The sequence below is a fragment of the Microvirga arsenatis genome, assembly GCF_009910705.1.
GTDB classification, from domain to species: domain Bacteria; phylum Pseudomonadota; class Alphaproteobacteria; order Rhizobiales; family Beijerinckiaceae; genus Microvirga; species Microvirga arsenatis.
The window spans coordinates 67,716-92,571 of the sequence record NZ_JAAAXJ010000010.1 but is presented as its reverse complement, the minus strand read 5'-3'; the positions used below and the strand labels follow the sequence as shown (position 1 = coordinate 92,571).

Here is a 24,856-nt window from a genome sequence, read left to right as displayed (position 1 = left end):
GTGTGGGTACCAGAGCGCCACGCGGGCGGCAATCGAGGTTTAGGCGGCCAGTGCCCGAACCGCCGCAAGGCCGCCCAGCAGCCCTGCGATGGAGAGAAGCACGGAGGCCGCCACATACATCCCCGCAAGGCCCGTCTGCCCCCGCTCCCACAGCACCACCGCGTCGAGGGAGAACGCCGAGAAGGTGGTGAAGCCGCCCAGGATCCCGGTGGTCAGGAAGAGCCGGAGAGGCTCGCTCCACCCCTCTCCGGCCTTGAGGGCGAGCCATGCGGCCATGGCTCCCATCGCGAAGGAGCCGACAACGTTCACCGCAAGTGTGCCCCAGGGAAAGGACGTGCCGCATACACGAGCGCAGCCGATAGTCACGCCGTGGCGCAGGGCTCCGCCAAGGCCGGCGCCGAGAAAGACGAGGAGGTAGGAAGTCATGCCTCCAGGCTAACAGCCTGCCTTTTGCTTGAACACGGCCAAATCACGCTCGATGTTCTCCATGCCCTCCCCCCTCACCTGAGCGGCGAGCCGGCAGGCCTCATCCCGGCTTCCCGTTTGGAGGGTGGCCCAGGCGAGATTCATCCGCGGCACGGCCCAATCCGGGGTGTCCTTCACTGCCTGCTCAAGCAAGGGCTTCGCCTCCACCGGGCGGCCTGCGATCAGCAGCATGCGGCCGTGATCGGCGCGCAGGGGCAAGGCCGGCGACTTCATGCGTGCCGCCAGCCGGAAGAGCTCGTCGGCATAGGCGAAGTCGTTGAAGCGGGTGGCCACTACGAGCGCGAAGCCGTGATAGATGCCGCTCTGCTGCGGGTCGAGCAAATACGCCTGGTTGAAGCGCTTGGCAGCGGTGGCAACGTCGTTCTGAGCCAGGAAGGCACGCATGCCGGTCTCGATGGTCATGCCGGCCGCCCTCCCCCGATCGGGAACCCGCTCCAGGACCGCAGCAACGAACTTCTGGTCGGATGCTTTCTGGGCTTCGCTCTTTTCGACGAAATTGTAGAATGGAGCTTCGTTGTCCGGCACCCGATAGGTTTTCCGGGTCACGCTGACGCCCGGAGCGACTTCGGCCTTCGGCGTCTGGGCCATCGCAAGCGAGGCCGTCACCAGAAATGCAAGCACGAGCGCGAGAACAGTTTTCATAAGCTCCTCCTCTAAGGTGAGCTTACCCGAACCGATGCCCGTTCCAACGTTACATCAACCAGACCTCTCCCGCCGCAGCTTCTCCCACCAGTCCAGACGCTTGCGGACCTCCCGCTCGAAGCCCCGGTCCACCGGCTCATAGAAGGTTTGCCGCCCGAGCTTCTCGGGCCAGTAGTCCTGCCCCGAGAAGGCATCCGGCTCATCGTGGTCGTAGCGGTAGTTCTCGCCGTAGCCGATCTTCTTCATGAGCTTGGTGGGCGCATTCAGAATGGTCCTCGGCGGCATGAGGGAGCCGTTCTCCTTCGCCACCCGCATGGCGGACTTGTAGGCCGTGTAGAGGGCATTCGACTTGGGCGCGGTGGCGAGATAGACCGCCGCCTGCGCCAGAGCGAGTTCGCCTTCGGGCGAACCGAGAAAGTCGAAGGCGTCCTTGGCCGCATTGGCGATCACGAGGGCCTGAGGGTCGGCCATGCCGATGTCTTCGACCGCCGCCCGCACCAGCCGGCGGGCAATGAAGAGCCGGTCCTCGCCGGCATCGAGCATGCGCGCGAGATAGTAGAGTGCCGCATCCGGGTCGGAGCCGCGGATGGTCTTGTGCAGGGCGGAGATGAGGTTGTAGTGCCCCTCCTGCCCTTTGTCGTAGATGGGCGCGCGGCGCTGGATGATCTCCTGCAGCTGCTCCGCATCGAAGACCTCGCCGGGCTTGGCCGAGCGCCAGACCTCCTCGGCGAGCGTCAGCACCGCCCGCCCGTCCCCGTCGGCCATGCGGACCAGCGACGCCCTCGCCTCCTCGTCGAGCGGCAGGCCCTTGCCTGCGATCTCCTCCGCCCGCTTCAGGATCCTCTCGATCGCTTCCTCTTCGAGCGACTTGAACAGGAGCACGCGGGCGCGGGAGAGAAGCGCCGCATTCAGCTCGAAGGACGGGTTTTCGGTGGTGGCGCCGACCAAAGTGATCGTGCCGTCCTCCATGACGGGGAGAAAAGCGTCGAGCTGGGCCCGGTTGAACCGGTGGATCTCGTCGACGAAGAGCAGCGTGCCCTTGCCTAGGGACCGGCGCTGCCGGGCAGACTCGAAGACCTTCTTGAGATCGGCCACGCCGGAAAAGATGGCGGAGATCTGCTCGAAATGCAGGTCCGTCTCATGGGCGAGCAGACGGGCGACCGTGGTCTTGCCGGTGCCGGGCGGTCCCCAGAAGATCAGCGAGCCCAGGGACTTGGAGGCGATGAGCCGGGTGAGGATCCCGTCCGGTCCCACGAGGTGATCCTGGCCGACCACCTCGGAGAGCGTGGTCGGCCGCATCCGGTCCGCCAGGGGACGGGGCGCGTTCTGGTCGAGACCGGCGGAAGAAAACAGATCGCTCATGATGGACAGGACTCAAATCGAACCTGCCATCCATAGCCGATCTGCGGACTGGCGTCGCGCCTAACGGCCCAGCACAGTCGTGAAGACCCGCCCGCCGCGATTGACCGTGATCTCCCAATAACCCCCATTCCGGTTGATCAACCGGTCCGCATCCTTGGTGTTCGCCAGGCGCTCGCCGTTGATGGCGACGATCTGGTCCCCCTTCTCGAACCCGACGCTGGCAGCGACGCTGCGCTCCTCGAGATCCGCGATCACCACGCCGTCATCCGCAATGTCGATTTGCAGCTCGTCGGCAACCGCCGGCGACATGTTGACGAGGGTCGCGCCCGCGAACGGCGTCCGGCCCCGGCTGCGCACCGGATCCCGCGGCGGGTCCTCCGGCGGGGGCATGAGCCTGACCTGGATGTTCATCTGCTTGCCGCCCCGCAGGACGGTCAGGGGCGTCTGTCCCTGGGTACCCTTCAGGGTGAAGCGGTAGCCGAAGGAATCCGGGTTATCCACCGGCTGCCCGTCCACGGCCAGGATGGCATCCCCGCGCTTCAGACCGGCCTGGGCGGCTGGCCCCTTGTCGTAGACCGCCGTCACCAGCACGCCCGTCGGGCGCTCCAGCCCGAGCCCGGAGGCGATGTCGCCGTCGACCTGCTGCAGGCGGGCGCCGAGCCAGGGGCGCACGACATTCTTCGCCCCGCCCCTGGCGGAGTTGAGCACGACCCGGACCATGCTGGAGGGCACGGCGAAGCCGATGCCGATGCTTCCGCCGGAGCGGGAATAGATCGCCGTGTTGATGCCCACCACCCGGCCGTTCATGTCGATCAGGGCGCCGCCCGAGTTGCCTGGGTTGATGGCAGCATCCGTCTGGATGAAGAACTGGTAATCCGAGATGCCCACCTGGGTGCGCGCCAGAGCCGAGACGATGCCCTGGGTCACGGTCTGCCCGACACCGAAGGGGTTGCCGATCGCGAGCACGATGTCACCGACCTGCAGGGCCTCAGAGTCGCCGAGCTCGACCGCCTGGAGGTTGGCGGCGTCCTTCAGCTTGAGTACGGCAATGTCGGTGCGGGGGTCGCGCAGCACGATATCCGCCTCGAACTCCCGCCGGTCGGTGAGGGCCACCTTCACCTCGTTCATGTTCTCGATCACATGGTTGTTGGTGATCACGAGGCCCGACGGATCGACGATGACGCCCGAGCCGAGGGAGCTTTGCGACCTTCCCCGGGGAATGCCGGGTGCGCTGTCCCCGAAGAAGCGGCGGAAGTATTCCTCAATGGCGGCGTTCTGCCGACGCTCGCTGCGCTTCGCATAGACGTTCACGACGGCATTCGCGGTCTGCCGGACGATGGGGGCGAAGGAGAGCTGAACCTGCGCCTTGCTCTCGGGCACGACCCGCTGCGTCTGGGCCTGTGCCCCTGCGTACCCGAGAGCCAGGGCAATGGCGGCAATGGACAGGCGAAACGGCAACATGCGCATGGCCACGATTCCTTCGTTCAACGGCGAACTCGATAATCGGCGCGGCCTGGCAAGCCAAGCCTCCATCTCAATATGGACCCGGCCCGCACAAAAGAAAAAGGGCGGCCCGAGGACCGCCCTTCGAATGCTGTGCCTTGGCCCGCCTTACTCGGCGGCCTCGACGAGCTCGTCCTTCATGGTCGGGCCCGAATCCTGGCCGCGCGCATCCACGTCGCGGTCCACGAACTCGATCACGGCCATCGGAGCGTTGTCGCCGTAACGGAAGCCGGCTTTCAGGACGCGGGTGTAGCCACCGTTGCGGTCCTGATAGCGCTTGCCGAGGACGTCGAACAGCTTCTTGACCATCGTTTCGTCGCGCAGCTTGGACATGGCGACACGGCGGGCATGCAGGTCGCCGCGCTTGCCGAGCGTGATCAGCTTCTCGACCACCGGACGCAGGTCCTTGGCCTTCGGCAGGGTGGTGACGATCTGCTCGTGCTTGATGAGCGCAGCCGCCATGTTCGCGAACATGGCCTTGCGGTGTTCGGCCGTGCGGTTGAACCGACGACCACGGAATCCGTGACGCATTGGCTTTCTCCTTGATCTTCCGGCCGCCGTGCCAAGGGACGGACCGTCTCTCTTCTGTGCCCCTGTTGATGGCGGGACGGTTAGGGGAGCCGCAAGTCCTTACCCGCGGCTCCGGCAAACTCAGTAGTGCTCCTCGAAGCGCTTGGCGAGGTCTTCGATGTTCTCCGGCGGCCAGCCCGGCACGTCCATGCCGAGGTGCAGGCCCATGCCGGCCAGAACTTCCTTGATCTCGTTGAGCGACTTGCGGCCGAAGTTCGGAGTGCGCAGCATCTCCGCCTCGGTCTTCTGGATGAGGTCTCCGATATAGACGATGTTGTCGTTCTTCAGGCAGTTCGCCGAACGGACCGACAGCTCGAGCTCGTCCACCTTCTTGAGGAGCGCCGGGTTGAACGGCAGCTGCGGCGCAGCGGCGGCAGCCTCTTCCTTGCGGGGCTCCTCGAAGTTGACGAACACCTGGAGCTGGTCCTGCAGGATGCGGGCGGCATAGGCCACGGCATCCTCAGGCGTCACGGCGCCGTTGGTCTCGACCGTCATGATCAGCTTGTCGTAGTCGAGAATCTGGCCCTCGCGGGTGTTCTCGATACGGTAGGAGACCTTCTTCACCGGGCTGTAGAGCGAGTCGACCGGGATGAGCCCGATGGGGGCGTCCTCGGTGCGGTTGCGCTCGGCGGGGACGTAGCCCTTGCCGGTGTCGACCGTGAACTCCATGCGGATCTCGGCGCCCTCGTCGAGGGTGCAGAGCACCAGATCGGGGTTCAGGATCTGCACGTCGCCAATCGTGTTGATATCGCCGGCGGTCACGACGCCCGGGCCGGTCTTGCGGAGCGTCATGCGCTTCGCACCCTCGCTCTGCATCTTGATGGCCACGGCCTTCACGTTGAGGACGATGTCGGTCACATCCTCGCGGACGCCGGGGATGGAGGAGAACTCGTGCAGCACACCGTCGATATGGATCGCGGTGACGGCGGCGCCCTGGAGCGACGACAGCAGGACACGGCGCAGGGAGTTGCCGAGCGTCGTGCCGAAGCCACGCTCGAGCGGCTCGGCCACGATCGTCGCAATGCGCTTCGGATCGTCGCCGGGAGAGATCTCAAGCTTGTTCGGCTTAATCAGCTCTTGCCAGTTCTTTTGGATCACAACCACACCTCATGAGGTACGGCTTGAAGGGAGGCTTCGGGCCAACCCTTTAAACCGGAACGCGCGTGGGCTTTGAACCCACGCGCCGGAGAACCTTAGACGCGGCGACGCTTGCGCGGGCGGCAGCCGTTGTGCGGGATCGGCGTCACGTCACGGATCGAGGTGACCGTGAAGCCGGCCGACTGCAGGGCGCGCAGGGCGGACTCGCGGCCGGAGCCGGGGCCGGACACCTCGACCTCGAGGGTGCGCATGCCGTGCTCGGCAGCCTTGCGGGCGGCGTCCTCGGCGGCGATCTGAGCCGCATAGGGGGTCGACTTGCGCGAGCCCTTGAAACCCATCGCGCCGGCGGAGGACCACGAAATCGTGTTGCCCTGGGCGTCGGTGATGGTGATCATCGTGTTGTTGAACGAGGCGTTCACATGCGCCACGCCGGAGACGATGTTCTTGCGTTCGCGGCGGCGGACGCGGGTAGCTTCTTTAGCCATTCCAAAGATCCTTCAAGCGCGCCCGTCATGCCAGGCGCTCGGGAGAAAGGGCCGCCCGCCAGGGGCGGCCGTGAAACCTTACTTCTTCTTGCCGGCGATCGGCTTCGCCTTGCCCTTGCGGGTGCGGGCGTTGGTGTGGGTGCGCTGGCCGCGAACGGGCAGGCTGCGACGGTGGCGCAGACCACGATAGGCGCCGAGATCCATCAGGCGCTTGATGTTCATGGACACTTCGCGGCGCAGATCGCCTTCCACGATGTAGTCGCGGTCGATCGTTTCGCGGATGGCCAGAACTTCGGCGTCGGTCAGCTGGTTCACGCGGCGCTCGGCCGGGATGTTGACCTTCTCGATGATCTCCTGGGCCTTCTTGGGCCCGATGCCGTGGATATACTGAAGCGCGATCACAACGCGCTTTGCGGTCGGGATGTTGACGCCTGCAATACGGGCCATCGTCCGTCTCCATGTGAGAAGCGAATGCTTCGGGTTATGGTTATCGCGCGTCCGGTGGAGGCCGGCCCCTGCGCGGGTTCATGCAAAAACGCAACAATCCAGAGAGGCCTTCTGGTGAGACCCTCCGGGATTGCAGGTTCTTGTGCAAGTGCTTGCGGTTATCGGATATTAACCCGTCCGTCAAGCCCTCACAGTCAGCGGCCGAGGATTTCCTTGACCGCCTGGGTGACCTCGTCGATCGGCTTCATGCCGTCGACGGTCTTCAGCATGCCGGTGCGCTCGTAATAGGCCGAAAGCGGAGCCGTCTGGCTCCGATAGGCTTCGAGCCGTGTCTTGAACACATCCGGGTTGTCGTCCTTGCGCACGGGCTCACCGCGGGCTTCCGTTTCCTTGGCACGTTTGACGATCCGGTCGACCAGTTCGCCCTCGTTGACCTTGAACTCGATGACGGCGTCGAGCTTCAGGCCCTTGGCAGCCAGCATGGCGTCGAAGGCTTCGGCCTGCGCCACCGTCCTGGGAAAGCCGTCGAGAATGAAGCCGCCCTTGGCGTCCTGCTCCTCGATTCGGTCCGCAATGATGCCGACTACGATGTCGTCAGAGACCAGTTCCCCCCGGTCCATGACCGCCTTGGCCTTGAGGCCGACCGGCGTGCCGGCTGCCACGGCCGCCCGGAGCATGTCGCCGGTCGAGAGTTGGGGAATCCCCAGCCGCTCGACCAGACGCACGGCCTGAGTGCCTTTTCCGGCCCCCGGCGGCCCCAGCAGGATGATCCTCATCGACGCCCCCCTGACTTCGTCGAGAATGCTCGCCTTCAGGCGAGGTGCTTCAATCTTAGCGTCTGCGCGCGCCTTTGAGCTTCGCCTTCTTGACGAGGCCCTCGTACTGGTGAGCCAGCAGATGGCCGTGCACCTGCGCAACCGTGTCCATGGTAACAGACACCACGATCAGAAGCGAAGTGCCGCCAAAGTAGAATGGCAAGGCTGCGTAGGACACCAGCAGTTCGGGAATCAGGCAGATGATCACCAGGTAAATGGCACCGAGCACCGTGATGCGGGTGAGGACCTGGTCGATGAAATCGGCCGTCCGCTCGCCCGGACGGATACCCGGGATGAAGCCGCCCTGCTTCTTCAGATTGTCCGCCGTCTCCGTCGGATTGAACACGATGGCCGTGTAGAAGAAGGCGAAGAACACGATCAGCGCCGCGTACAGGAACATATAGGCGGGGCGGCCGTGGCCCAGATAGGCCGTCAGCGTGGCGACGAAGCCGGTCCCGTCCGGGTTGCTCTGGAAGCTGGCGATGGTGGCCGGCAAGAGCAGCAGCGACGAGGCGAAGATCGGCGGGATCACGCCAGAGGTGTTGAGCTTGAGCGGCAGGAACGAGGTCTGACCCTCATAGACCCGGTTTCCGACCTGCCGCTTCGGATAGTTGATGAGCAAGCGCCGCTGGGCACGCTCCATGAACACCACGAAGTAGATAATCGCGATCGCCATGACGATCACGCCGAGGATCAGCCCGGTCGAGATGGCGCCCTGGCGGCCGAGCTCGAGGGTTCCGGCGATGGCGCTCGGCAGGTTCGCCACGATGCCGGCGAAGATGATGAGCGAGGTGCCGTTGCCGATGCCCCGCGAGGTGATCTGCTCGCCAAGCCACATGAGGAACATGGTGCCGCCGGTCAGCGTGATCACCGTCGAGATCAGGAAGAAGGGCCCGGGCGCCTGGACGATGCTGCCGGAACTCTGCAGGCCGACCGCGATGCCCCAGGACTGGAAGATCGCCAGGAGCACGGTGAGGTAGCGGGTGTACTGGTTCAGGATCTTGCGTCCCGCCTCCCCTTCCTTCTTGAGCGCCTCGAGCGAGGGCAGGACGGAGGTGAGAAGCTGGATGATGATCGAGGCCGAGATGTACGGCATGATGTTCAGGGCGAAGATCGCCATGCGCTCCACGGCGCCGCCCGAGAACATGTTGAAAAGGCCGAGCACGCCGCCGCTGGCGTTCTGGAAGCTTTGCCGCAGCGCCTCCGGATCGATGCCGGGCAACGGGATGTAGGTGCCGAGACGATAGACGATGAGGGCGCCCAGGGTGAACCAGATGCGCTTCTTCAGCTCATCGGCCTTGGCGATGGCGCCGAAGTTGATATTTGCCGCAAGTTGCTCGGCTGCTGAGGCCATAGTGTTGTCCCCGAAATACCTGATACGTGACGGTCATCACGCAAACGGCGGCCACGCGATCAGACGCGGGCCGCCGCTTGGATCTTAGTCAATGTGGGCGCGGGCTCACGCCTGCGCAACGGCACCCAGCAGGGTGACCGAGCCACCAGCCTTCTCGATCGCTTCGACGGCCGACTTGGACGCGCCCGCAACCTGGAAGGAAAGCTTAGCCTTGAGCTCGCCGACGCCGAGGATCTTCACGCCGTCGCGCGGCTTGGAGACCACACCGGCAGCCACCAGCGTCTCGACCGTGACCGGAGCCGCGATGTCGAGCTTGCCGGCATCGACGGCCTGCTGGATGCGGCCGACATTCACCTCGTTGAGCTCGATCGCGTTCGGCTTGTTGAAGCCGCGCTTCGGCAGGCGACGGTGAAGCGGCATCTGACCGCCCTCGAAGCCCTTGATCGACACGCCGGTTCGGGCCTTCTGACCCTTCACGCCGCGTCCGCCGGTCTTGCCCTTGCCGGAGCCGATACCGCGACCCACGCGCATGCGGTTCTTGGTGGAACCCGGGTTGTCACGAATTTCGTTGAGTTTCATGACGCTCTCCTCACTGCCCGTCGACAACGCGCACGAGGTGCTTGACCTTTTCGATCATGCCGCGAACAGCCGGCGTGTCTTCCAAGGTCGAGGTGCGGTGAAGCTTGTTGAGCCTAAGCCCGATCAGCGTCTGGCGCTGCTTGGCCTCGCGGCGGATCGGCGAGCCGATCTGCTCAACGGTGATGGTCTTGCCGGAAGCGGCAGGATTCTTTGCCATTGTCAAAGCCTCCCTTACGCTTCAGCGCCAGCGGCTTCGCTGGCGTCAGCGTCACGGCGACGAGCCTGCAGCGTCGAGACCTTCAGGCCACGGCGAGCGGCGACCGAACGCGGGCTGTCTTCGTTCTTGAGCGCATCGAAGGTCGCGCGGACGAGGTTGTAGGGGTTCGACGAGCCGAGAGACTTGGCGACGACGTCCTGCATGCCCACCACCTCGAAGACGGCGCGCATCGGGCCGCCGGCGATGATGCCGGTACCCTGGGGAGCGGCACGGAGCACGACCTTGCCGGCGCCGTGACGGCCGTTCACGTCGTGATGCAGGGTGCGGCCCTCGCGCAGCGCAACGCGGATCATGGAGCGCTTGGCAGCGTCCGTGGCCTTGCGGATGGCTTCCGGCACCTCGCGGGCCTTGCCGTGGCCGAAGCCGACTCGGCCCTTCTGATCGCCGACGACGACAAGAGCAGCGAAGCCGAAGCGCCGGCCGCCCTTCACCACCTTGGCGACGCGGTTGATGTGGACCAGGCGGTCCACGAATTCGCTGTCGCGCTCTTCGCGATCAGCACGTTCTCTGGGTTCTCTAGCCATGAGACCTCTCACTTGCGCGGGCGGCGGGCCCGCTCGCTAAGGGTTTTTCGGATTATACCCGCCGTTAGAAATCCAGACCGCCTTCACGGGCAGCGTCGGCGAGAGCCTTGACGCGGCCGTGATAGAGGTAGCCCGAGCGGTCGAAGACGACCTGCTTCACGCCGGCAGCAACCGCGCGCTCAGCCACGAGCTTGCCCACTTCCTTCGCCGCATCGACGGTGGCGCCGGTCTTGAGCTTGCCCTTGAGATCCTTCTCGAGCGTCGAGGCGGCAGCCAGGGTATGGCCGCGCACGTCGTCGATGACCTGGGCGTAGATCTGCTTGGACGAACGGAAGACCGACAAACGCGGACGGCCATTCGCTGCCTTCTTGATCGCACGGCGCACACGAGCCTTGCGGCGATCTTCGGCGCCTTTCTTCTCAGCCATGATACGTCGTCCTTACTTCTTCTTGCCTTCCTTGCGGAAGATGAATTCGTCGGAGTACTTGACGCCCTTGCCCTTGTAGGGCTCCGGACCGCGATATTCGCGGATCTCGGCGGCGGTCTGTCCGACGACCTGCTTGTCGATGCCGGCAACGACGACCTCGGTCGGCTTCGGCGTCGTGATCGTCACGCCGGCCGGGATCGCGTAGTCGATGTCGTGGCTGTAGCCCAGCGACAGCTTCAGCACCTTGCCGGCAACGGCGGCCTTGTAGCCGACGCCGTTGATCTCAAGGCGCTTCTCGAAGCCCTTGGACACGCCTTCGATCAGGTTCGCCACCTGAGCGCGGGACATGCCCCACTTCGCACGGGCCGTCTTGGAGTCGTCGCGCGGGGTAACCGACACGGCGCCATTCTCAAGAGCAACCGACACTTCTTCGGGAACGAGGAACGAGAGTTCGCCCTTCGAGCCCTTTACCTTCACCATTTGACCGTCAACGGTAGCCGTCACTCCGGACGGAACCGCAACGGGCTTCTTGCCTACTCGGGACATTTTCGAATCTCCGTGGTTCTGTGCGGGTGCCGAGGCCTTAGAAGACCTTGCAGAGCACTTCGCCGCCCACGTTCTTCTCCCGGGCCTCGTGATCGGCCATCACGCCCTGCGGCGTCGAGAGAATGGTGATGCCGAGACCGTCGGCCACGCGAGGCATGGTATCGACGGAGGCATACACGCGGCGGCCCGGCTTGGAGACGCGCTCGATGGAGCGGATCACCGGCTGGCCGTCATAGTACTTCAGCTCGATCGAGAACTCAGTGCGGCCGTTCCCGAACTCGGTCTGCGAGAAATCGCGGATGTAGCCCTCGTTCTTGAGCACCTCGAGAACGCGGGCGCGGAGCTTCGAGCCGGGAGTGGTGACCGTGCCGCGACGGCGCATCTGCGCGTTGCGGATACGGGTGAGCATATCGCCCAACGGATCGTTGATCATCGAATGCCCTCCCCTTACCAGCTGGACTTCACCAGGCCCGGGATCAGGCCTTTGTTGCCGAGCTCGCGCAGAGCGATGCGCGACATGCCGAGCTTGCGGTAGTAGGCGCGCGGACGGCCCGTGATCTCGCAGCGGTTGCGGATGCGGGTGGGGCTCGCGTTGCGCGGCAGCTCAGCCAGCTTGAGGCGCGCAGCGAAGCGCTCCTCCATGGACTTCGACTCGTCGTTCGCAATCGCCAGGAGGCGCTCGCGGCGGCCGGCAAACTTCTTCACCAGCTCACGACGGTGCTTGTTCTTCTCAATAGCGCTTTTCTTAGCCATGCTTTTATCTCCAGTGTCCGCGTCTGAGGACAGCGATCCTCACTGCCGGAACGGGAAGTTGAAGTGACGCAGCAGGGCGCGGGCTTCCTCGTCAGTCTTCGCCGTAGTGGTGATGATGACGTCCATGCCCCAGACCTGCTCGACCCGGTCGTAGTTGATCTCAGGGAACACCAGGTGCTCCTTGATACCCATAGCGTAGTTGCCGCGGCCGTCGAACGACTTGGGGTTCAGGCCACGGAAGTCGCGGACGCGCGGGAGCGCGATGGTCACGAGGCGGTCAAGGAACTCGTACATGCGAGCCTTGCGCAGCGTCACCTTGGCACCGATCGGCATGCCCTCACGCACCTTGAACTGCGAGATCGCCTTGCGGGCCCGCGTGATCACCGGCTTCTGGCCGGCGATGAGGGCGAGGTCGGCAGCCGCCACCGAAGCCTTCTTCGAGTCGGCGGTCGACTCGCCAACGCCCATGTTGAGGACGATCTTCTCGATCGACGGCACTTCCATGGGGTTCTTGTAGCCGAATTCTTCAATGAGCTTCGGACGCACCACTTCCTCGTAGTGCTTCTTCAGCCGCGGCGTGTAGCCGTCCACCTGAGCCTTAGCCATCGATCAGGTCTCCCGAACGCTTGGCGAAACGAACCTTGCGGCCGTCTTCGAGAATTTTGAAACCAACCCGGGTCGGCTTGCCGTCCTTCGGGTCCGCATAGGCCAGGTTCGACAGATGGATCGGCGCCTCCTTGGAGATGATGCCGCCTTCCGAGCTTGCCGTCTGGCGCTGGTGGCGCTTCACGATGTTCACGCCGCGGACGACCGCGCGCTCTTCCTTCGGAAGCACCTGCACGACTTCACCGGTCTTGCCCTTGTCGCGACCGGTCAGGACGACGACCTTGTCGCCCTTCTTGATCTTCGCGGCCATTAGAGCACCTCCGGCGCAAGCGAAATGATCTTCATGTGGTTCTTGGCGCGCAGCTCACGGGGAACGGGGCCGAAGATACGGGTGCCGACCGGCTCCTTCTGATTGTTGATCAGAACGGCGGCATTGCGGTCGAACCGGATGACCGAACCGTCGGGACGGCGGATGTCCTTGGCGGTGCGCACAACGACCGCCTTCATGACGTCGCCCTTCTTCACGCGACCGCGCGGGATAGCTTCTTTCACGGATACGACGATGATATCGCCCACGGAAGCGTACTTACGCTTCGAACCGCCGAGAACCTTGATGCACATCACACGACGGGCGCCGGAATTGTCGGCGACGTCAAGATTCGTCTGCATCTGGATCATGGCTTTGATCCTTTCCTTTGTTTCAGACAGGTTTCCGGGCAAAAGGCACTATTGCCTCCCGGACTACGCCTGACGGGGATCTGACGTCCCCTGCCCTTCATATGTCGAGAAAGGCGGCCGTATACACGAACCGCCCTCGTTAGACAACCCCTAAGGGAAGGCTTTTTCAAGCCTTCGCTTGGTCGACGAGCACCCAGGTCTTGAGTTTGGAGAGCGGCCGGGTCTCTTCGATGAAGACCGTGTCGCCCACCTTGGCTGTGTTGTTCTCGTCATGAGCGTGGTAGTTCTTCGTCTTACGCACGGTCTTCTTCAGAACCGGGTGCGTAAAGCGACGCTCCACCTTCACGACGACCGTCTTGTCCTGCTTGTCGCTGACAACGACGCCCTGCAAAACGCGCTTCGGCATCTTGATCCCCTTTAAGCCTTCGCCCCAGCCGCCTTCTGGCGCTGCAGCGTCTTGACGCGGGCGATGTCCCGGCGGACTTCGCGGACGCGTCCGGTGTTCTCGAGCTGGCCGGTCGCGCGCTGGAAGCGCAGGTTGAACTGCTCCTTCTTCAGGTTCAGCAACTCGTCCGACAGCTGGTCAGCCGACATGGCCTTGAGATCAGAGGCTCTCTGCTTGGACTTCATGATCCCCTCCTTACTCGGCGATGCGCTGGATGAAGCGCGTCTTGATCGGGAGCTTCGCCGCGCCCAGACGAAGCGCCTCGCGGGCGACATCCTCCGGCACGCCGTCGATCTCGAACATAATACGGCCTGGCTTCACCTTGGCCGCCCAGTACTCGGGCGAGCCCTTTCCGGAGCCCATGCGGACTTCGGTCGGTTTGGTCGAGACCGGCACGTCCGGGAAGATCCGGATCCACACCCGGCCCGCACGCTTCATAGCACGGGTGATGGCGCGGCGAGCGGCCTCGATCTGACGAGCGTTGATGCGCTCGGGTTCCATCGCCTTCAGGCCGAACTGGCCGAAGTTGAGGTCCGTACCGCCCTTCGCAGTGCCGGAAATGCGGCCCTTGAACTGCTTACGGAACTTGGTTTTCTTCGGTTGCAACATGGCAAACCTCTCCTGACCCCTCGGTTACGCCGCTTGCTCGCGGCGGCCACCGGAGCGGCCTCCTTCGTCGTTCATCCGCTTGTCCTGGGCCATCGGATCGTGCTCAAGGATTTCGCCCTTGAAGATCCAGACCTTGATGCCGCAGGTGCCATAGGTCGTGAAGGCCGTGGACGTGCCGTAATCCACATCCGCACGCAGGGTGTGCAGCGGAACGCGGCCCTCGCGGTACCATTCGAGGCGGGCGATTTCCGCGCCACCCAGACGGCCCGAGCAGTTGATACGGATGCCCTCGGCGCCCAGACGCATCGCCGACTGAACGGCGCGCTTCATGGCGCGGCGGAACGCAACGCGGCGCTCGAGCTGCTGGGCGATCGAGTCGGCCACCAGCGTCGCGTCGACTTCCGGCTTGCGGACCTCGACGATGTTGATCGCCACATCCGCGTCGGTCATCTTGGCGACGAGCTTGCGGAGCTTCTCGATGTCGGCACCCTTCTTGCCGATCACCACGCCCGGACGACCCGAGTGGATGGTGACGCGGCACTTCTTGTGCGGACGCTCGATGACGATCTTCGAAACGGCGGCCTGCTTCAGCTGCTTCATCAGAGCTTCGCGGATCGCCATGTCCTCATGCATCAGCTTGGCGTACTCGCCCTTGCCGGCGAACCAGCGCGAGTCCCAGGTCCGGTTGATGCCGAGCCGAAGACCGATCGGGTTAACTTTCTGACCCATCTGGTTCTCCTTTATGCCTGTTCGGCAACTTCCCGAACCACGATCGTGAGGTTCGAGAACGGCTTTTCGATACGGGCGCCCCGGCCGCGGGCCCGGGCGTGGAAGCGCTTCATGACGAGCGCCTTGCCGACAAAGGCCTGGCTGACGACGAGATCGTCCACATCGAGATTGTGGTTGTTCTCGGCGTTGGCGATGGCGCTCTCGAGGCACTTCTTCACGTCGCGAGCGATGCGCTTGCGGGAGAACTCGAGATCGGCGAGAGCCGCAGAAACCTTCTTGCCGCGGATAAGGGCCGCAACAAGGTTGAGCTTCTGGGGGCTGACGCGCAGCATGCGAGCGACGGCTTGAGCCTCGTTGTCGCTCAGCGCGCGAGGAGTCGCGGCCTTACCCATCTTACTTCCTCTTCGCCTTCTTGTCCGCCGCGTGGCCGTGGAACGTGCGGGTCGGCGAGAACTCGCCAAACTTATGACCCACCATTTCCTCGCTCACGGAGACGGGAATATGCTTCTGACCGTTGTAGACCCCGAACGTGAGGCCCACGAACTGCGGGAGAATCGTGGAGCGGCGGCTCCAGATCTTGATAACCTCGTTGCGGCCCGAGGAACGGGCAGCCTCGGCCTTCTTGAGGAGGTAGCCGTCGACGAACGGACCCTTCCAAAGCGAACGTGCCATGACGTGCCTCTATCCTTACTTCTTCCGAGCGTGGCGGCTCGACACGATGAACTTGTCGGTCCGCTTGTTCGAACGGGTTTTCTTGCCCTTGGTCGGCACGCCCCACGGGGACACCGGATGGCGTCCGCCGGAGGTGCGACCCTCACCACCACCGTGCGGGTGGTCGATCGGGTTCATCGAAACGCCGCGGTTATGCGGACGCTTGCCGAGCCAGCGGTTGCGACCAGCCTTGCCGATCGAGGTGTTCATGTGGTCCGGGTTCGACACCGCGCCGACGCTGGCGAAGCACTGGCCATGGACCAGGCGCTGTTCGCCGGAGTTCAGGCGGACCGTCACGTAGCCCTGGTCACGACCCACGATCTGGGCATAGGTGCCGGCGGAGCGCGCCAGAGCGCCACCCTTGCCGACCTTCAGCTCCACATTGTGGATGATCGTTCCCACCGGCATGTTGCCGATCGGCATCGCGTTGCCCGGCTTGATGTCGACCTGCTCGCCGGACGACACCTGATCGCCCACAGCCAGACGCTGCGGAGCCAGGATGTAGGACAGCTCGCCGTCGGCGTAGCGGATCAGCGCGATGAAGGCGGTGCGGTTCGGATCGTACTCGATCCGCTCCACGGTCGCCACATCGCCCAGACGGGCGCGACGCTTGAAGTCGACCAGACGCAGGGTGCGCTTGTGACCGCCGCCGCGGAAGCGAACGGTCACGCGACCCAGGTTGTTGCGGCCGCCGGAGGAGCTCTTGCCCTCCGTCAGCTTCTTGACCGGCTTGCCCTTGTAGAGCTCGCTGCGGTCCACGATCACCAGCTGGCGCAGGCCGGGGGTGATTGGTTTGAAGGTTTTCAAAGCCATCGGATCACTCTCTCAACCGATCAGAGGCCCGTCGTGACGTCGATGGTCTGGCCCTCAGCGAGGGTAACGACCGCCTTCTTCACGTCCGACCGCTGGCCGCGGGTGCCGCGGAACATCTTCACTTTGCCCTTAGTGACGAGCGTGTTGACGCTCTTCACCTTGACATCAAACAGCTTCTCCACCGCTTCCTTGATCTGCGGCTTCGTCGCATCCAGTCGGACCTTGAAGACGACCTTGTTCTGCTCGGACAGGGTCGTAGCCTTCTCGGTGATGACCGGGCTTACGATCACATCGTAATGGCGCGGGTCCAGGCTCATTTGAAGCGCGCCTCCAGCGCATCGACAGCCGACTTCGTGAGAACGAGCTTCTCGCGACGCAGGATGTCATAGACGTTGATGCCCTGCACCGGCAGGACGTCGATGTTCGGGATGTTGCGAGCAGCCCGCTGGAAGTTCGCCTCGATCTCAGCGCCGCCGATGATCAGGGCGTTGGCGAGGCCGAGCTTGCCGAAGCGCTCGACAAGAGCCTTCGTCTTCGGCTCGGCGAGCTTCACGTCGTCGATGACGACGAGCGAAGCGTCCTTAGCCTTGGACGAGAGCGCATGCTTCAGGGCAAGAGCGCGGACCTTCTTGGGCAGATCGTGCGCGTGGCTGCGGACCTGCGGGCCGAAGGCACGACCGCCGCCCCGAAACTGGGGAGCGCTCGCGGCGCCGTGACGGGCGCTGCCGGTGCCCTTCTGCTTGTAGAGCTTCTTCGTGGTCCGATCGATATCCGAGCGGTTCTTCACGGCGTGCGTGCCGGCCTGGCGCTTCGCGAGCTGCCAGCGGACGCAGCGGGCCAGCAGATCGGCGCGTGGCTCGAGACCGAAAATGGCCTCGTTCAGGTCGACGGAACCGGCCGTGGTGCCCTCAAGCGTGGTGACATCGAGTTTCATCACGCATTCTCCTCTTGGGCCTGCTCAGCCTGGGCGGCCGGCGCAGCATCGTTCGCCGTGCGGAACTTGCCGGGCATCGGCACCTCTGCAGGCAGCTTGCGCTTCACCGCGTCGCGGACGAAGATCCAGCCGCCGGCAACGCCGGGAACGGCGCCCTCGACGAGGATCAGACCGCGCTCGACGTCGGTCGACACCACGCGCAGGTTCTGCGTCGTGACGCGCTCGACACCCAGGTGACCCGGCATCTTCTTGTTCTTGAACGTCTTGCCCGGATCCTGGCGGCCACCGGTCGAACCGATCGAGCGGTGCGAGACCGACACGCCGTGGGAGGCGCGCAGACCGCCGAAGTTCCAGCGCTTCATGCCGCCGGCGAAGCCCTTACCCGTCGTGATGCCCGTGACGTCCACGAACTGACCGACGACGAAGTGATCGGCGGTGATCTCGGCGCCCACCGGGATGACGGCATCCTCGGAGACGCGGAACTCCGCGAGCTTGCGCTTCGGCTCGACCTGCGCGACGGCGAAACGCCCGCGCTCGGCCTTCGAAACGTTCTTCACCTTGGCCTTGCCGACGCCGACCTGCAGCGCGGTGTAGCCGTTCTTTTCCATGGTCCGGTGGGCGACGACCTGGCAGTTGTCGACCTTCAGAACCGTGACCGGGACATGTTCGCCGGCATCCGTGAAGATGCGGGTCATCCCGACTTTCTGTGCAATGACGCCTGAGCGCATGTGCGTATCCTCTCGGCGTGTCTACCGAAAGCTCCAAGCCCGACGGCTCAGAGCTTGATTTCCACGTCCACACCAGCAGCGAGATCGAGCTTCATCAGAGCATCAACCGTCTGCGGGGTGGGGTCCACGATATCGAGAACACGCTTGTGAGTGCGCATCTCGAACTGCTCGCGCGACTTCTTGTCGATGTGCGGCGAGCGAAGCACCGTAAAGCGCTCGATGCGCGTCGGCAGCGGGATGGGCCCGCGAACCTGAGCGCCGGTCCGCTTCGCGGTCGACACGATTTCCCGTGTCGAAGCGTCGAGGATCCTATGGTCGAACGCCTTAAGGCGAATACGAATGTTTTGACCGTTCATGGCTTATCCATTCAACAAGGGAGCGGCCGGGCCGAAACCCGGCCGCCATCCTTTGATCCTCAAAACTTAGTCGATGACGGCGGCGACGACGCCGGCGCCGACGGTGCGGCCGCCCTCACGGATGGCGAAGCGCAGCTTCTCCTCCATGGCGATCGGGGCAATCAGCTCCACCTCCATGGTGATGTTGTCGCCCGGCATCACCATCTCGGTGCCCTCCGGCAGCTTCACCACGCCCGTCACGTCCGTCGTGCGGAAGTAGAACTGCGGACGGTAGTTGGCAAAGAACGGCGTGTGACGGCCACCCTCTTCCTTCGTCAGGATGTAGGCCTCGGCCTTGAACTTCGTGTGCGGACGGATCGAGCCCGGCTTGCACAGCACCTGGCCGCGCTCCACGTCCTCGCGCTTCGTGCCGCGCAACAGAACGCCCACGTTGTCGCCCGCCTGGCCCTGGTCGAGCAGCTTGCGGAACATCTCGACGCCCGTCACCGTGGTCTTCTGCGTGTCGCGCAGGCCCACGATCTCCACTTCCTCGCCCACCTTGATGATGCCGCGCTCGACGCGGCCCGTCACCACCGTGCCGCGGCCCGAGATCGAGAACACGTCCTCGATCGGCATCAGGAACGGCTGGTCCACCGGACGCTCCGGCTGCGGGATGTAACGGTCCACCTCGGCCATCAGCTTGAGCACCGCGTCGCGGCCGATCTCAGGCTGGCGGTCCTCCAGAGCGCACAGGGCCGAGCCCTTCACGATCGGAATGTCGTCGCCGGGGAAGTCGTACTTCGACAGAAGCTCGCGCACCTCCAGCTCCACCAGGTCGAGCAGCTCGGCGTCGTCCACCATGTCGACCTTGTTCATGAACACCACCAGCGCCGGCACGCCCACCTGGCGCGCCAGAAGGATGTGCTCGCGGGTCTGCGGCATCGGGCCGTCGGCCGCCGACACCACCAGGATCGCGCCGTCCATCTGCGCCGCGCCCGTGATCATGTTCTTCACGTAGTCGGCGTGGCCGGGGCAGTCCACGTGCGCATAGTGCCGGTTCGTGGTCTCGTACTCCACGTGCGCCGTCGAGATCGTGATCCCGCGCGCCTTCTCCTCCGGAGCCTTGTCGATCTGGTCGTAGGCCGTAAACGTCGCCCCGCCCGACTCCGCCAGAACCTTCGTAATCGCCGCCGTCAGAGACGTCTTGCCATGGTCAACGTGACCAATCGTCCCAATGTTGCAGTGCGGCTTCGTCCGCTCAAACTTTTCCTTCGCCATCGTGGCACCCGTTCCTTTGTTCGTTCAATATTCGCTTAGTGGGTTCAGGCGTATTTCGCCTGAACCTCGGCAGCCACGTTCGACGGCACCTGCTCGTAGTGGTCGAACTGCATGGTGTAGCTCGCGCGACCCTGGCTCATGCCGCGCAGGGTGTTGACGTAGCCGAACATGTTGGCGAGCGGGACCATCGCATTGATGACCACGGCGTTGCCGCGCATGTCCTGACCCTGGATCTGACCACGGCGGGAGTTCAGATCGCCGATCACCGAGCCCGTATAGTCCTCAGGCGTCGTGACCTCGACCTTCATCACCGGCTCGAGCAGAACCGAACCGCCCTTCTGGAGCGCCTCGCGAAGAGCCGCACGGGAGGCAATTTCGAAGGCCAGAGCCGACGAGTCGACTTCGTGGAACGCACCGTCGACGAGCTCGACCTTGATGTCGACCACCGGGAAGCCGGCGACCACGCCGGCACCGATCACCGACTGGAGGCCTTTCTCGACGCCCGGGATATACTCCTTCGGCACCGCGCCGCCGACGATCTTGGACTCGAACGAGAAGCCTGCGCCCGGCTCGTTCGGCTGGACAACCAGCTTCACGCGGGCGAACTGGCCCGTACCGCCGGTCTGCTTCTTGTGGGTGTAGTCCACCTCGGTCTTCTTCGTGATCGTCTCACGATAGGCAACCTGCGGAGCGCCCACATTCGCGTCGACCTTGTAGGTGCGACGGAGAATGTCGACCTTGATGTCGAGGTGAAGCTCGCCCATGCCCTTCAGGATCGTCTGGCCCGACTCCTGGTCGGTCGAGACGCGGAAGGACGGGTCCTCGGCAGCCAGCTTCGACAGGGCAAGGCCCAGCTTCTCCTGGTCGGCCTTCGACTTCGGCTCGATGGCGATCTCGATCACCGGCTCCGGGAACTCCATGCGCTCAAGGATGACGGCCTTGTTCGGGTCGCAGAGCGTGTCGCCGGTGCGGACTTCCTTGAGGCCCGCGAGAGCGACGATGTCGCCCGCATGAGCCTCCTTGATGTCCTCACGGTTGTTCGCATGCATGAGCAGCATGCGGCCGACGCGCTCTTTCTTGTCGCGCGAGGAATTGAGGAGCGTATCGCCCGCATTCACCTTGCCGGAATAGACGCGGCAGAAGGTGATGGTGCCGACGAAGGGGTCGTCCATGATCTTGAAGGCGAGCATGGCGAACGGCTCGTCGTCGGAAGGCCGACGAACGGTCTCTTCCTCGGTCTTGAAGTCGATGCCCTTGATCTCGCCGCGATCCGCCGGGGACGGCAGGAAATCGACGACGGCGTCGAGCAGGGGCTGAACGCCCTTGTTCTTGAACGCGGAGCCGCAGAGAACCGGGTGGAAGGCGCGGCGCTGCACGGCCGTACGGATCAGGCGGCGCAGGGTGGCCTCGTCGGGCTCCTGGCCGTCCAGGTAGGCCATCATGGCCTCGTCGTCCATCTCGACCGCAGCTTCGACGAGCTTCGCGCGGTATTCGGCGGCCTGGTCCTTCAGGTCGTCCGGGATCTCGACCTCGTCGAAGGAGGCGCCGAGCGCCTCGCCCGACCAGACCAGGGCCTTCATCTTGATCAGATCGACCATGCCCTTGAAGTCGCTCTCAGCCCCGATCGGGATCTGAAGGCAGACGGGCTTGCCGGCCACGCGCTTCACGATGTCCTCGACGCACTTGAAGAAGTTAGCGCCGGTCTTGTCCATCTTGTTGACGAACACGACACGCGGAACATCGTACTTGTCGGCCTGGCGCCAGACGGTCTCGGTCTGGGGCTCGACACCCTGGTTGCCGTCAAGAACGCAGACGGCGCCGTCGAGCACGCGCAGCGAACGCTCGACCTCGATGGTGAAGTCGACGTGGCCGGGGGTGTCGATGATGTTCAGGCGCTTGCCGTTCCAGAAGCAGGTGGTGGCAGCGGACGTGATCGTGATGCCACGCTCCTGCTCCTGCTCCATCCAGTCCATGGTGGCGGCACCCTCGTGCACCTCACCGATCTTGTGGGACTTACCGGTGTAGTACAGGATGCGCTCGGTCGTGGTGGTCTTGCCGGCATCGATGTGGGCCATGATGCCGAAGTTGCGGTAGTCCTCAATCGCGTGCGTGCGGGGCATCGCTCAGCTCCTCAGGCCTTTACCAGCGGTAATGCGAGAACGCACGGTTGGCTTCCGCCATACGGTGGGTGTCTTCGCGCTTCTTCACGGCATTGCCGCGGTTGTTGGAGGCGTCGAGCAGCTCGGCGGAGAGGCGCTCGACCATGGTCTTGTCGTTGCGGCCGCGGGCAGCCTGGATGATCCAGCGGATCGCGAGAGCCTGGCGGCGCTCGGCACGAACCTCGACCGGGACCTGGTAGGTCGCACCGCCGACGCGGCGGGAACGGACCTCGATCGCCGGGGCGACGTTGTCCAGGGCCTGCTTGAAGACCTCAAGCGGATTGGCCTTGGCGCGGCTCTCGATGACGTCGAACGCACCGTAGACAATGCGCTCGGCAGCGGACTTCTTGCCGTCGTACATGATGGAATTCATGAACTTCGTGACGACGACATCCCCGAACTTCGGATCCGGGATGATCTCACGCTTCTCGGCGCTATGGCGGCGGGACATGAGCTGACTCCGACCTTAATTGACAGTTGACGGCTTACTTCGGCCGCTTCGCGCCGTACTTCGAACGACGCTGCTTACGATTCTTCACGCCCTGGGTGTCGAGGACACCGCGCAGGATGTGGTAGCGGACACCCGGAAGGTCCTTCACGCGGCCGCCGCGGATCATGACCACGGAGTGCTCTTGAAGGTTGTGACCTTCACCCGGGATGTACCCGATGACTTCAAATCCGTTCGTCAGACGAACCTTGGCGACCTTACGCAGAGCCGAGTTCGGCTTCTTCGGGGTCGTGGTATAGACGCGCGTGCACACGCCGCGCTTCTGCGGGCAGGCCTCAAGCGCGGGGACCTTGTTCCGGCTCTTTTGCGCCGTCCGCGGCTTGCGGATCAGCTGAGAGATCGTTGGCATCCTGTGCCCTCTTTCACCAGCCACCGACCCGGTGGCCTTTGAGTGTCTTCAACGGTTCAACGCCGCATTTCGACGTTTCTGCGGACCTTTCAGGTTGCACAAAACGAAGCCACGCCATTGACTTGGGTAAAGCCCCTGGCGCGGTGCGATTGCAGAGGACCACGATCTTTCTCACCGCGGTCGTGCCCTAAATCTGACAAGTGTCAGTCAAGGTTGAATTCGGCAGCGTTTAGGTGGCATCGGTCGAAGCTAGGCGCCTCGACTGGCGAAAACCTACGGCCAGCCGGAAAGTCCGGTCTCTCTAGCGTTCGAGTCGCGGAAAGTCAACACTTTTCGCTAACGATCCCGGAGAGCCCCTCTTTCGTAAGGTGAACCCCGTTTTCGTGCCGTTCATATGGGCTTTCGCCGGGGCAAGAGCAAGGTTATGCAGTAACGGAATGTTCTGAGGGCCGCCTTCGTGACAGCAGCAATCCATTTTGAAGCGGAAGCGTATCAGGTGACCCATGGCAAGCCCATGGGCCGCCATTTCGCAGGCCATGGCTTCCTCTCCGCCTTTGCCCGGCATAGCTCCGGGGACCGGCTGATCGGCTATGTCCGAAATGCCAAGATCGGGCAGGAATTCTGCAGCTTCGTCAAAGAGTTCCGGCCCGATAGCTCACCGAGCTTCATCGTGTCAGCCAGGGCTGCGGCCTTGCGGCAGGTGGGCTGCCTGTTCACACCAAGTCCGATCAATGCGGGCCAAGCCTGGCAGCGGGAGCTCCATGGCTCCCGGTCCTGGAGCCTGTGCGGGGTGAACCACACCCTTTCCTCCGCCCGAGCCATGGACGGGATCACGGATCTCCTGACGGCGCCGGTCCAGCCGTGGGATGCGATAATCTGCACCTCGAAGGCGTCCCGCGAGGTGATTCAGAAGCTGTTTGCGCGGCAGGAGGAGTATCTCTCCAGGCGCCTGGGAGCCACCCGGTTCGTCAAACCGCAGCTTCCGATCATACCGCTTGGGGTGGATTGCGAGGCTCAGGCCAGGCACGGGAGCCATCGGGATGCCGCCCGATCGAAGCTGGGACTTCAGCCGGGGGAGTTCGCCGTTCTGTTCCTCGGACGCCTGTCCTTCCACGCCAAGGCCAACCCGGCGCCCATGTACCTGGCTCTCGAGCGCTTGGCGTCGCGTCACCGAGTCACCCTCATCGAGTGCGGCTGGACCGCCAATGAATCGATCGCCCAAGCCTTGGACGAGGCTCGGGCCAAGCTCTGTCCCTCGGTGCGGTCCATCGTGCTGGACGGCCGCGAGCCGGAGCTTCGCGCCCAGGCCTGGGCAGCGGCAGATACGTTCTGCTCGCTGTCGGACAACATTCAGGAAACCTTCGGCCTGACTCCCATCGAAGCCATGGCCGCCGGCCTGCCGGTGGTGGTGACCGACTGGGATGGCTACAAGGATACGGTGCGGGACGGCATCGACGGCTTTGCCGTCCGCACGATTGCCGCTCCCCCCGGCGCAGGCCAGCGGCTTGCGGTGCGCCATGCGCTCGAGATCGACAGCTACGATTCCTATATCGGCCAAGCTTCGACCGCAGTGGCGGTGGACATCGACGAGACAGCGGCGGCTTTCGAGCGTCTCGCCTCCGACCCGGATCTGCGCCGCCGCCTGGGGGCTAACGGGGCCGCCCGGGCGAGGGAACTCTTCGACTGGAAGGTGATCGTCAGAGCCTATGAGGAACTCTGGCAGGAGCTTGCCGCCATGAGGTCTGCAGGAGAAACGGCCTCCTCGCCCTCCCCCGGCTCATGGCCGGCCCGCCCCGATCCCTTCGACCTCTTCGCCGGTTTCCCATCAGAGGGGTTCTCAGGCCAGTTCCGGTTCAAGCGCCCCCGAGAACTGGGCGAGGCGGAAGCAGCGGAGCGCCTTGCCCTCAGGATCGCCCTCGTGAATGCCTCACCCGACATCAATCCTGCCATGATGTTGGAGATATGGAGGAAGGTCGGTTCCGAGGGAGTGACGGTCAAGGATTTCGTCGCAGCCCGCAAGGATTTGCCCGCCGCCCTGACGGTGCACAGCCTTCTCTGGCTGGCTAAGCTTGGCCTCTTGAGCATCGAGCAACCATAAAAAAGGCC

General features: G+C 64.1%; 36 protein-coding genes. 1 reads left to right on the top strand and 35 read right to left on the bottom strand.

The genetic code is table 11. The features are described 5' to 3' along the window. Positions 1–39 precede the first annotated feature (39 nt). From crcB to rpsL, 35 genes are all read right to left on the bottom strand, one after another. Complete coding sequence (crcB, locus tag GR303_RS17450; RefSeq protein WP_161724309.1) at positions 40–426, bottom strand: fluoride efflux transporter CrcB; 387 nt, start codon at positions 424–426, stop codon at positions 40–42. Between the two features lie 9 nt (positions 427–435). Further along, positions 436–1,128: a tetratricopeptide repeat protein gene (locus GR303_RS17445; RefSeq protein WP_161724307.1), complete on the bottom strand. Its 693-nt coding sequence runs from the start codon at positions 1,126–1,128 to the stop codon at positions 436–438. Between the two features lie 54 nt (positions 1,129–1,182). Further along, positions 1,183–2,490: a replication-associated recombination protein A gene (locus GR303_RS17440; protein WP_161724305.1), complete on the bottom strand. Its 1,308-nt coding sequence runs from the start codon at positions 2,488–2,490 to the stop codon at positions 1,183–1,185. A 60-nt stretch (positions 2,491–2,550) separates the two neighbouring features. Beyond that, on the bottom strand, positions 2,551–3,957 hold the full coding sequence (locus GR303_RS17435; protein ID WP_161724303.1) for a Do family serine endopeptidase: 1,407 nt from the start codon (positions 3,955–3,957) through the stop codon (positions 2,551–2,553). A 144-nt stretch (positions 3,958–4,101) separates the two neighbouring features. Beyond that, complete coding sequence (gene rplQ, locus GR303_RS17430; RefSeq protein ID WP_161724301.1) at positions 4,102–4,524, bottom strand: 50S ribosomal protein L17; 423 nt, start codon at positions 4,522–4,524, stop codon at positions 4,102–4,104. 120 nt (positions 4,525–4,644) lie between these two features. Beyond that, positions 4,645–5,667, bottom strand: coding sequence for a DNA-directed RNA polymerase subunit alpha (locus tag GR303_RS17425; RefSeq protein ID WP_425487122.1), 1,023 nt, complete (start codon positions 5,665–5,667; stop codon positions 4,645–4,647). 89 nt (positions 5,668–5,756) lie between these two features. Continuing rightward, positions 5,757–6,146: a 30S ribosomal protein S11 gene (gene rpsK, locus GR303_RS17420; RefSeq protein WP_009764323.1), complete on the bottom strand. Its 390-nt coding sequence runs from the start codon at positions 6,144–6,146 to the stop codon at positions 5,757–5,759. Positions 6,147–6,224: 78 nt separating this feature from the next. After that, complete coding sequence (gene rpsM, locus GR303_RS17415) at positions 6,225–6,593, bottom strand: 30S ribosomal protein S13 (protein ID WP_116529236.1); 369 nt, start codon at positions 6,591–6,593, stop codon at positions 6,225–6,227. A 194-nt stretch (positions 6,594–6,787) separates the two neighbouring features. Then, the gene (locus GR303_RS17410) at positions 6,788–7,369 is read right to left on the bottom strand and encodes an adenylate kinase (RefSeq protein ID WP_161724297.1); all 582 of its coding nucleotides are present in this window, start codon (positions 7,367–7,369) and stop codon (positions 6,788–6,790) included. Between the two features lie 55 nt (positions 7,370–7,424). Next, positions 7,425–8,762, bottom strand: a complete 1,338-nt coding sequence (gene secY / locus GR303_RS17405; RefSeq protein ID WP_161724295.1) for a preprotein translocase subunit SecY — start codon at positions 8,760–8,762, stop codon at positions 7,425–7,427. A gap of 105 nt (positions 8,763–8,867) precedes the next feature. Beyond that, positions 8,868–9,341 carry a 50S ribosomal protein L15 gene (gene rplO / locus GR303_RS17400; RefSeq protein ID WP_161724293.1) on the bottom strand — a complete coding sequence of 158 codons (474 nt, stop codon included), beginning with the start codon at positions 9,339–9,341 and terminating at the stop codon, positions 8,868–8,870. Between the two features lie 10 nt (positions 9,342–9,351). Further along, positions 9,352–9,558 carry a 50S ribosomal protein L30 gene (gene rpmD, locus GR303_RS17395; protein WP_161724291.1) on the bottom strand — a complete coding sequence of 69 codons (207 nt, stop codon included), beginning with the start codon at positions 9,556–9,558 and terminating at the stop codon, positions 9,352–9,354. 14 nt (positions 9,559–9,572) lie between these two features. Further along, positions 9,573–10,142, bottom strand: a complete 570-nt coding sequence (gene rpsE, locus GR303_RS17390) for a 30S ribosomal protein S5 (protein WP_036353003.1) — start codon at positions 10,140–10,142, stop codon at positions 9,573–9,575. A gap of 64 nt (positions 10,143–10,206) precedes the next feature. After that, a complete protein-coding gene (gene rplR / locus GR303_RS17385) occupies positions 10,207–10,569 on the bottom strand; it encodes a 50S ribosomal protein L18 (protein WP_161724289.1) in 363 nt (120 codons plus the stop codon). A 12-nt stretch (positions 10,570–10,581) separates the two neighbouring features. After that, positions 10,582–11,115, bottom strand: coding sequence for a 50S ribosomal protein L6 (gene rplF / locus GR303_RS17380; RefSeq protein ID WP_161724287.1), 534 nt, complete (start codon positions 11,113–11,115; stop codon positions 10,582–10,584). Positions 11,116–11,152: 37 nt separating this feature from the next. Next, positions 11,153–11,548 carry a 30S ribosomal protein S8 gene (gene rpsH, locus GR303_RS17375; RefSeq protein ID WP_161724285.1) on the bottom strand — a complete coding sequence of 132 codons (396 nt, stop codon included), beginning with the start codon at positions 11,546–11,548 and terminating at the stop codon, positions 11,153–11,155. Between the two features lie 14 nt (positions 11,549–11,562). Further along, positions 11,563–11,868: a 30S ribosomal protein S14 gene (rpsN, locus tag GR303_RS17370; protein WP_161724283.1), complete on the bottom strand. Its 306-nt coding sequence runs from the start codon at positions 11,866–11,868 to the stop codon at positions 11,563–11,565. 39 nt (positions 11,869–11,907) lie between these two features. After that, entirely contained in the window at positions 11,908–12,474 is a 567-nt protein-coding gene (gene rplE / locus GR303_RS17365) for a 50S ribosomal protein L5 (RefSeq protein WP_161724281.1), read from the bottom strand. After that, a complete protein-coding gene (gene rplX / locus GR303_RS17360) occupies positions 12,467–12,784 on the bottom strand; it encodes a 50S ribosomal protein L24 (RefSeq protein WP_161724280.1) in 318 nt (105 codons plus the stop codon). Before rplX ends, rplE begins: the two co-directional genes overlap by 8 nt. Beyond that, positions 12,784–13,152 (bottom strand): 50S ribosomal protein L14, encoded by a 369-nt coding sequence (gene rplN / locus GR303_RS17355; RefSeq protein ID WP_027317113.1) that lies wholly within the window; start codon positions 13,150–13,152, stop codon positions 12,784–12,786. The genes rplX and rplN overlap by 1 nt, the downstream gene beginning before the upstream one ends. 166 nt (positions 13,153–13,318) lie before the next feature. After that, positions 13,319–13,558 carry a 30S ribosomal protein S17 gene (rpsQ, locus tag GR303_RS17350; protein ID WP_161724278.1) on the bottom strand — a complete coding sequence of 80 codons (240 nt, stop codon included), beginning with the start codon at positions 13,556–13,558 and terminating at the stop codon, positions 13,319–13,321. Between the two features lie 11 nt (positions 13,559–13,569). Next, positions 13,570–13,782, bottom strand: coding sequence for a 50S ribosomal protein L29 (gene rpmC / locus GR303_RS17345; protein WP_161724276.1), 213 nt, complete (start codon positions 13,780–13,782; stop codon positions 13,570–13,572). Between the two features lie 10 nt (positions 13,783–13,792). After that, positions 13,793–14,206, bottom strand: coding sequence for a 50S ribosomal protein L16 (gene rplP, locus GR303_RS17340; protein WP_027317110.1), 414 nt, complete (start codon positions 14,204–14,206; stop codon positions 13,793–13,795). A gap of 24 nt (positions 14,207–14,230) precedes the next feature. Next, positions 14,231–14,935 carry a 30S ribosomal protein S3 gene (gene rpsC / locus GR303_RS17335; RefSeq protein WP_036352970.1) on the bottom strand — a complete coding sequence of 235 codons (705 nt, stop codon included), beginning with the start codon at positions 14,933–14,935 and terminating at the stop codon, positions 14,231–14,233. 11 nt (positions 14,936–14,946) lie between these two features. Beyond that, positions 14,947–15,327 carry a 50S ribosomal protein L22 gene (gene rplV, locus GR303_RS17330; RefSeq protein WP_161724274.1) on the bottom strand — a complete coding sequence of 127 codons (381 nt, stop codon included), beginning with the start codon at positions 15,325–15,327 and terminating at the stop codon, positions 14,947–14,949. 1 nt (position 15,328) lies between these two features. Then, a complete protein-coding gene (gene rpsS, locus GR303_RS17325; RefSeq protein WP_036358350.1) occupies positions 15,329–15,607 on the bottom strand; it encodes a 30S ribosomal protein S19 in 279 nt (92 codons plus the stop codon). Between the two features lie 15 nt (positions 15,608–15,622). Next, positions 15,623–16,459, bottom strand: coding sequence for a 50S ribosomal protein L2 (gene rplB / locus GR303_RS17320; RefSeq protein ID WP_161724272.1), 837 nt, complete (start codon positions 16,457–16,459; stop codon positions 15,623–15,625). 20 nt (positions 16,460–16,479) lie between these two features. Continuing rightward, positions 16,480–16,776, bottom strand: coding sequence for a 50S ribosomal protein L23 (locus tag GR303_RS17315; protein ID WP_036358344.1), 297 nt, complete (start codon positions 16,774–16,776; stop codon positions 16,480–16,482). Continuing rightward, positions 16,773–17,393 carry a 50S ribosomal protein L4 gene (gene rplD, locus GR303_RS17310; RefSeq protein WP_161724270.1) on the bottom strand — a complete coding sequence of 207 codons (621 nt, stop codon included), beginning with the start codon at positions 17,391–17,393 and terminating at the stop codon, positions 16,773–16,775. Before rplD ends, GR303_RS17315 begins: the two co-directional genes overlap by 4 nt. After that, on the bottom strand, positions 17,393–18,121 hold the full coding sequence (rplC, locus tag GR303_RS17305) for a 50S ribosomal protein L3 (RefSeq protein ID WP_161724268.1): 729 nt from the start codon (positions 18,119–18,121) through the stop codon (positions 17,393–17,395). The genes rplD and rplC overlap by 1 nt, the downstream gene beginning before the upstream one ends. Before the next feature lie 47 nt (positions 18,122–18,168). After that, positions 18,169–18,477: a 30S ribosomal protein S10 gene (rpsJ, locus tag GR303_RS17300; RefSeq protein ID WP_009764298.1), complete on the bottom strand. Its 309-nt coding sequence runs from the start codon at positions 18,475–18,477 to the stop codon at positions 18,169–18,171. Between the two features lie 66 nt (positions 18,478–18,543). Further along, positions 18,544–19,734: an elongation factor Tu gene (gene tuf, locus GR303_RS17295; protein ID WP_161724247.1), complete on the bottom strand. Its 1,191-nt coding sequence runs from the start codon at positions 19,732–19,734 to the stop codon at positions 18,544–18,546. A gap of 44 nt (positions 19,735–19,778) precedes the next feature. Beyond that, positions 19,779–21,854 carry an elongation factor G gene (fusA, locus tag GR303_RS17290; RefSeq protein WP_161724266.1) on the bottom strand — a complete coding sequence of 692 codons (2,076 nt, stop codon included), beginning with the start codon at positions 21,852–21,854 and terminating at the stop codon, positions 19,779–19,781. Positions 21,855–21,873: 19 nt separating this feature from the next. Next, positions 21,874–22,344: a 30S ribosomal protein S7 gene (gene rpsG / locus GR303_RS17285; protein ID WP_161724265.1), complete on the bottom strand. Its 471-nt coding sequence runs from the start codon at positions 22,342–22,344 to the stop codon at positions 21,874–21,876. Between the two features lie 34 nt (positions 22,345–22,378). Beyond that, positions 22,379–22,750, bottom strand: coding sequence for a 30S ribosomal protein S12 (rpsL, locus tag GR303_RS17280; protein ID WP_009764294.1), 372 nt, complete (start codon positions 22,748–22,750; stop codon positions 22,379–22,381). A gap of 457 nt (positions 22,751–23,207) precedes the next feature. Between rpsL and GR303_RS17275 the strand changes: the two genes are divergently transcribed. Next, on the top strand, positions 23,208–24,848 hold the full coding sequence (locus GR303_RS17275) for a glycosyltransferase (protein ID WP_161724263.1): 1,641 nt from the start codon (positions 23,208–23,210) through the stop codon (positions 24,846–24,848). The last annotated feature ends 8 nt before the right edge of the window (positions 24,849–24,856 follow it).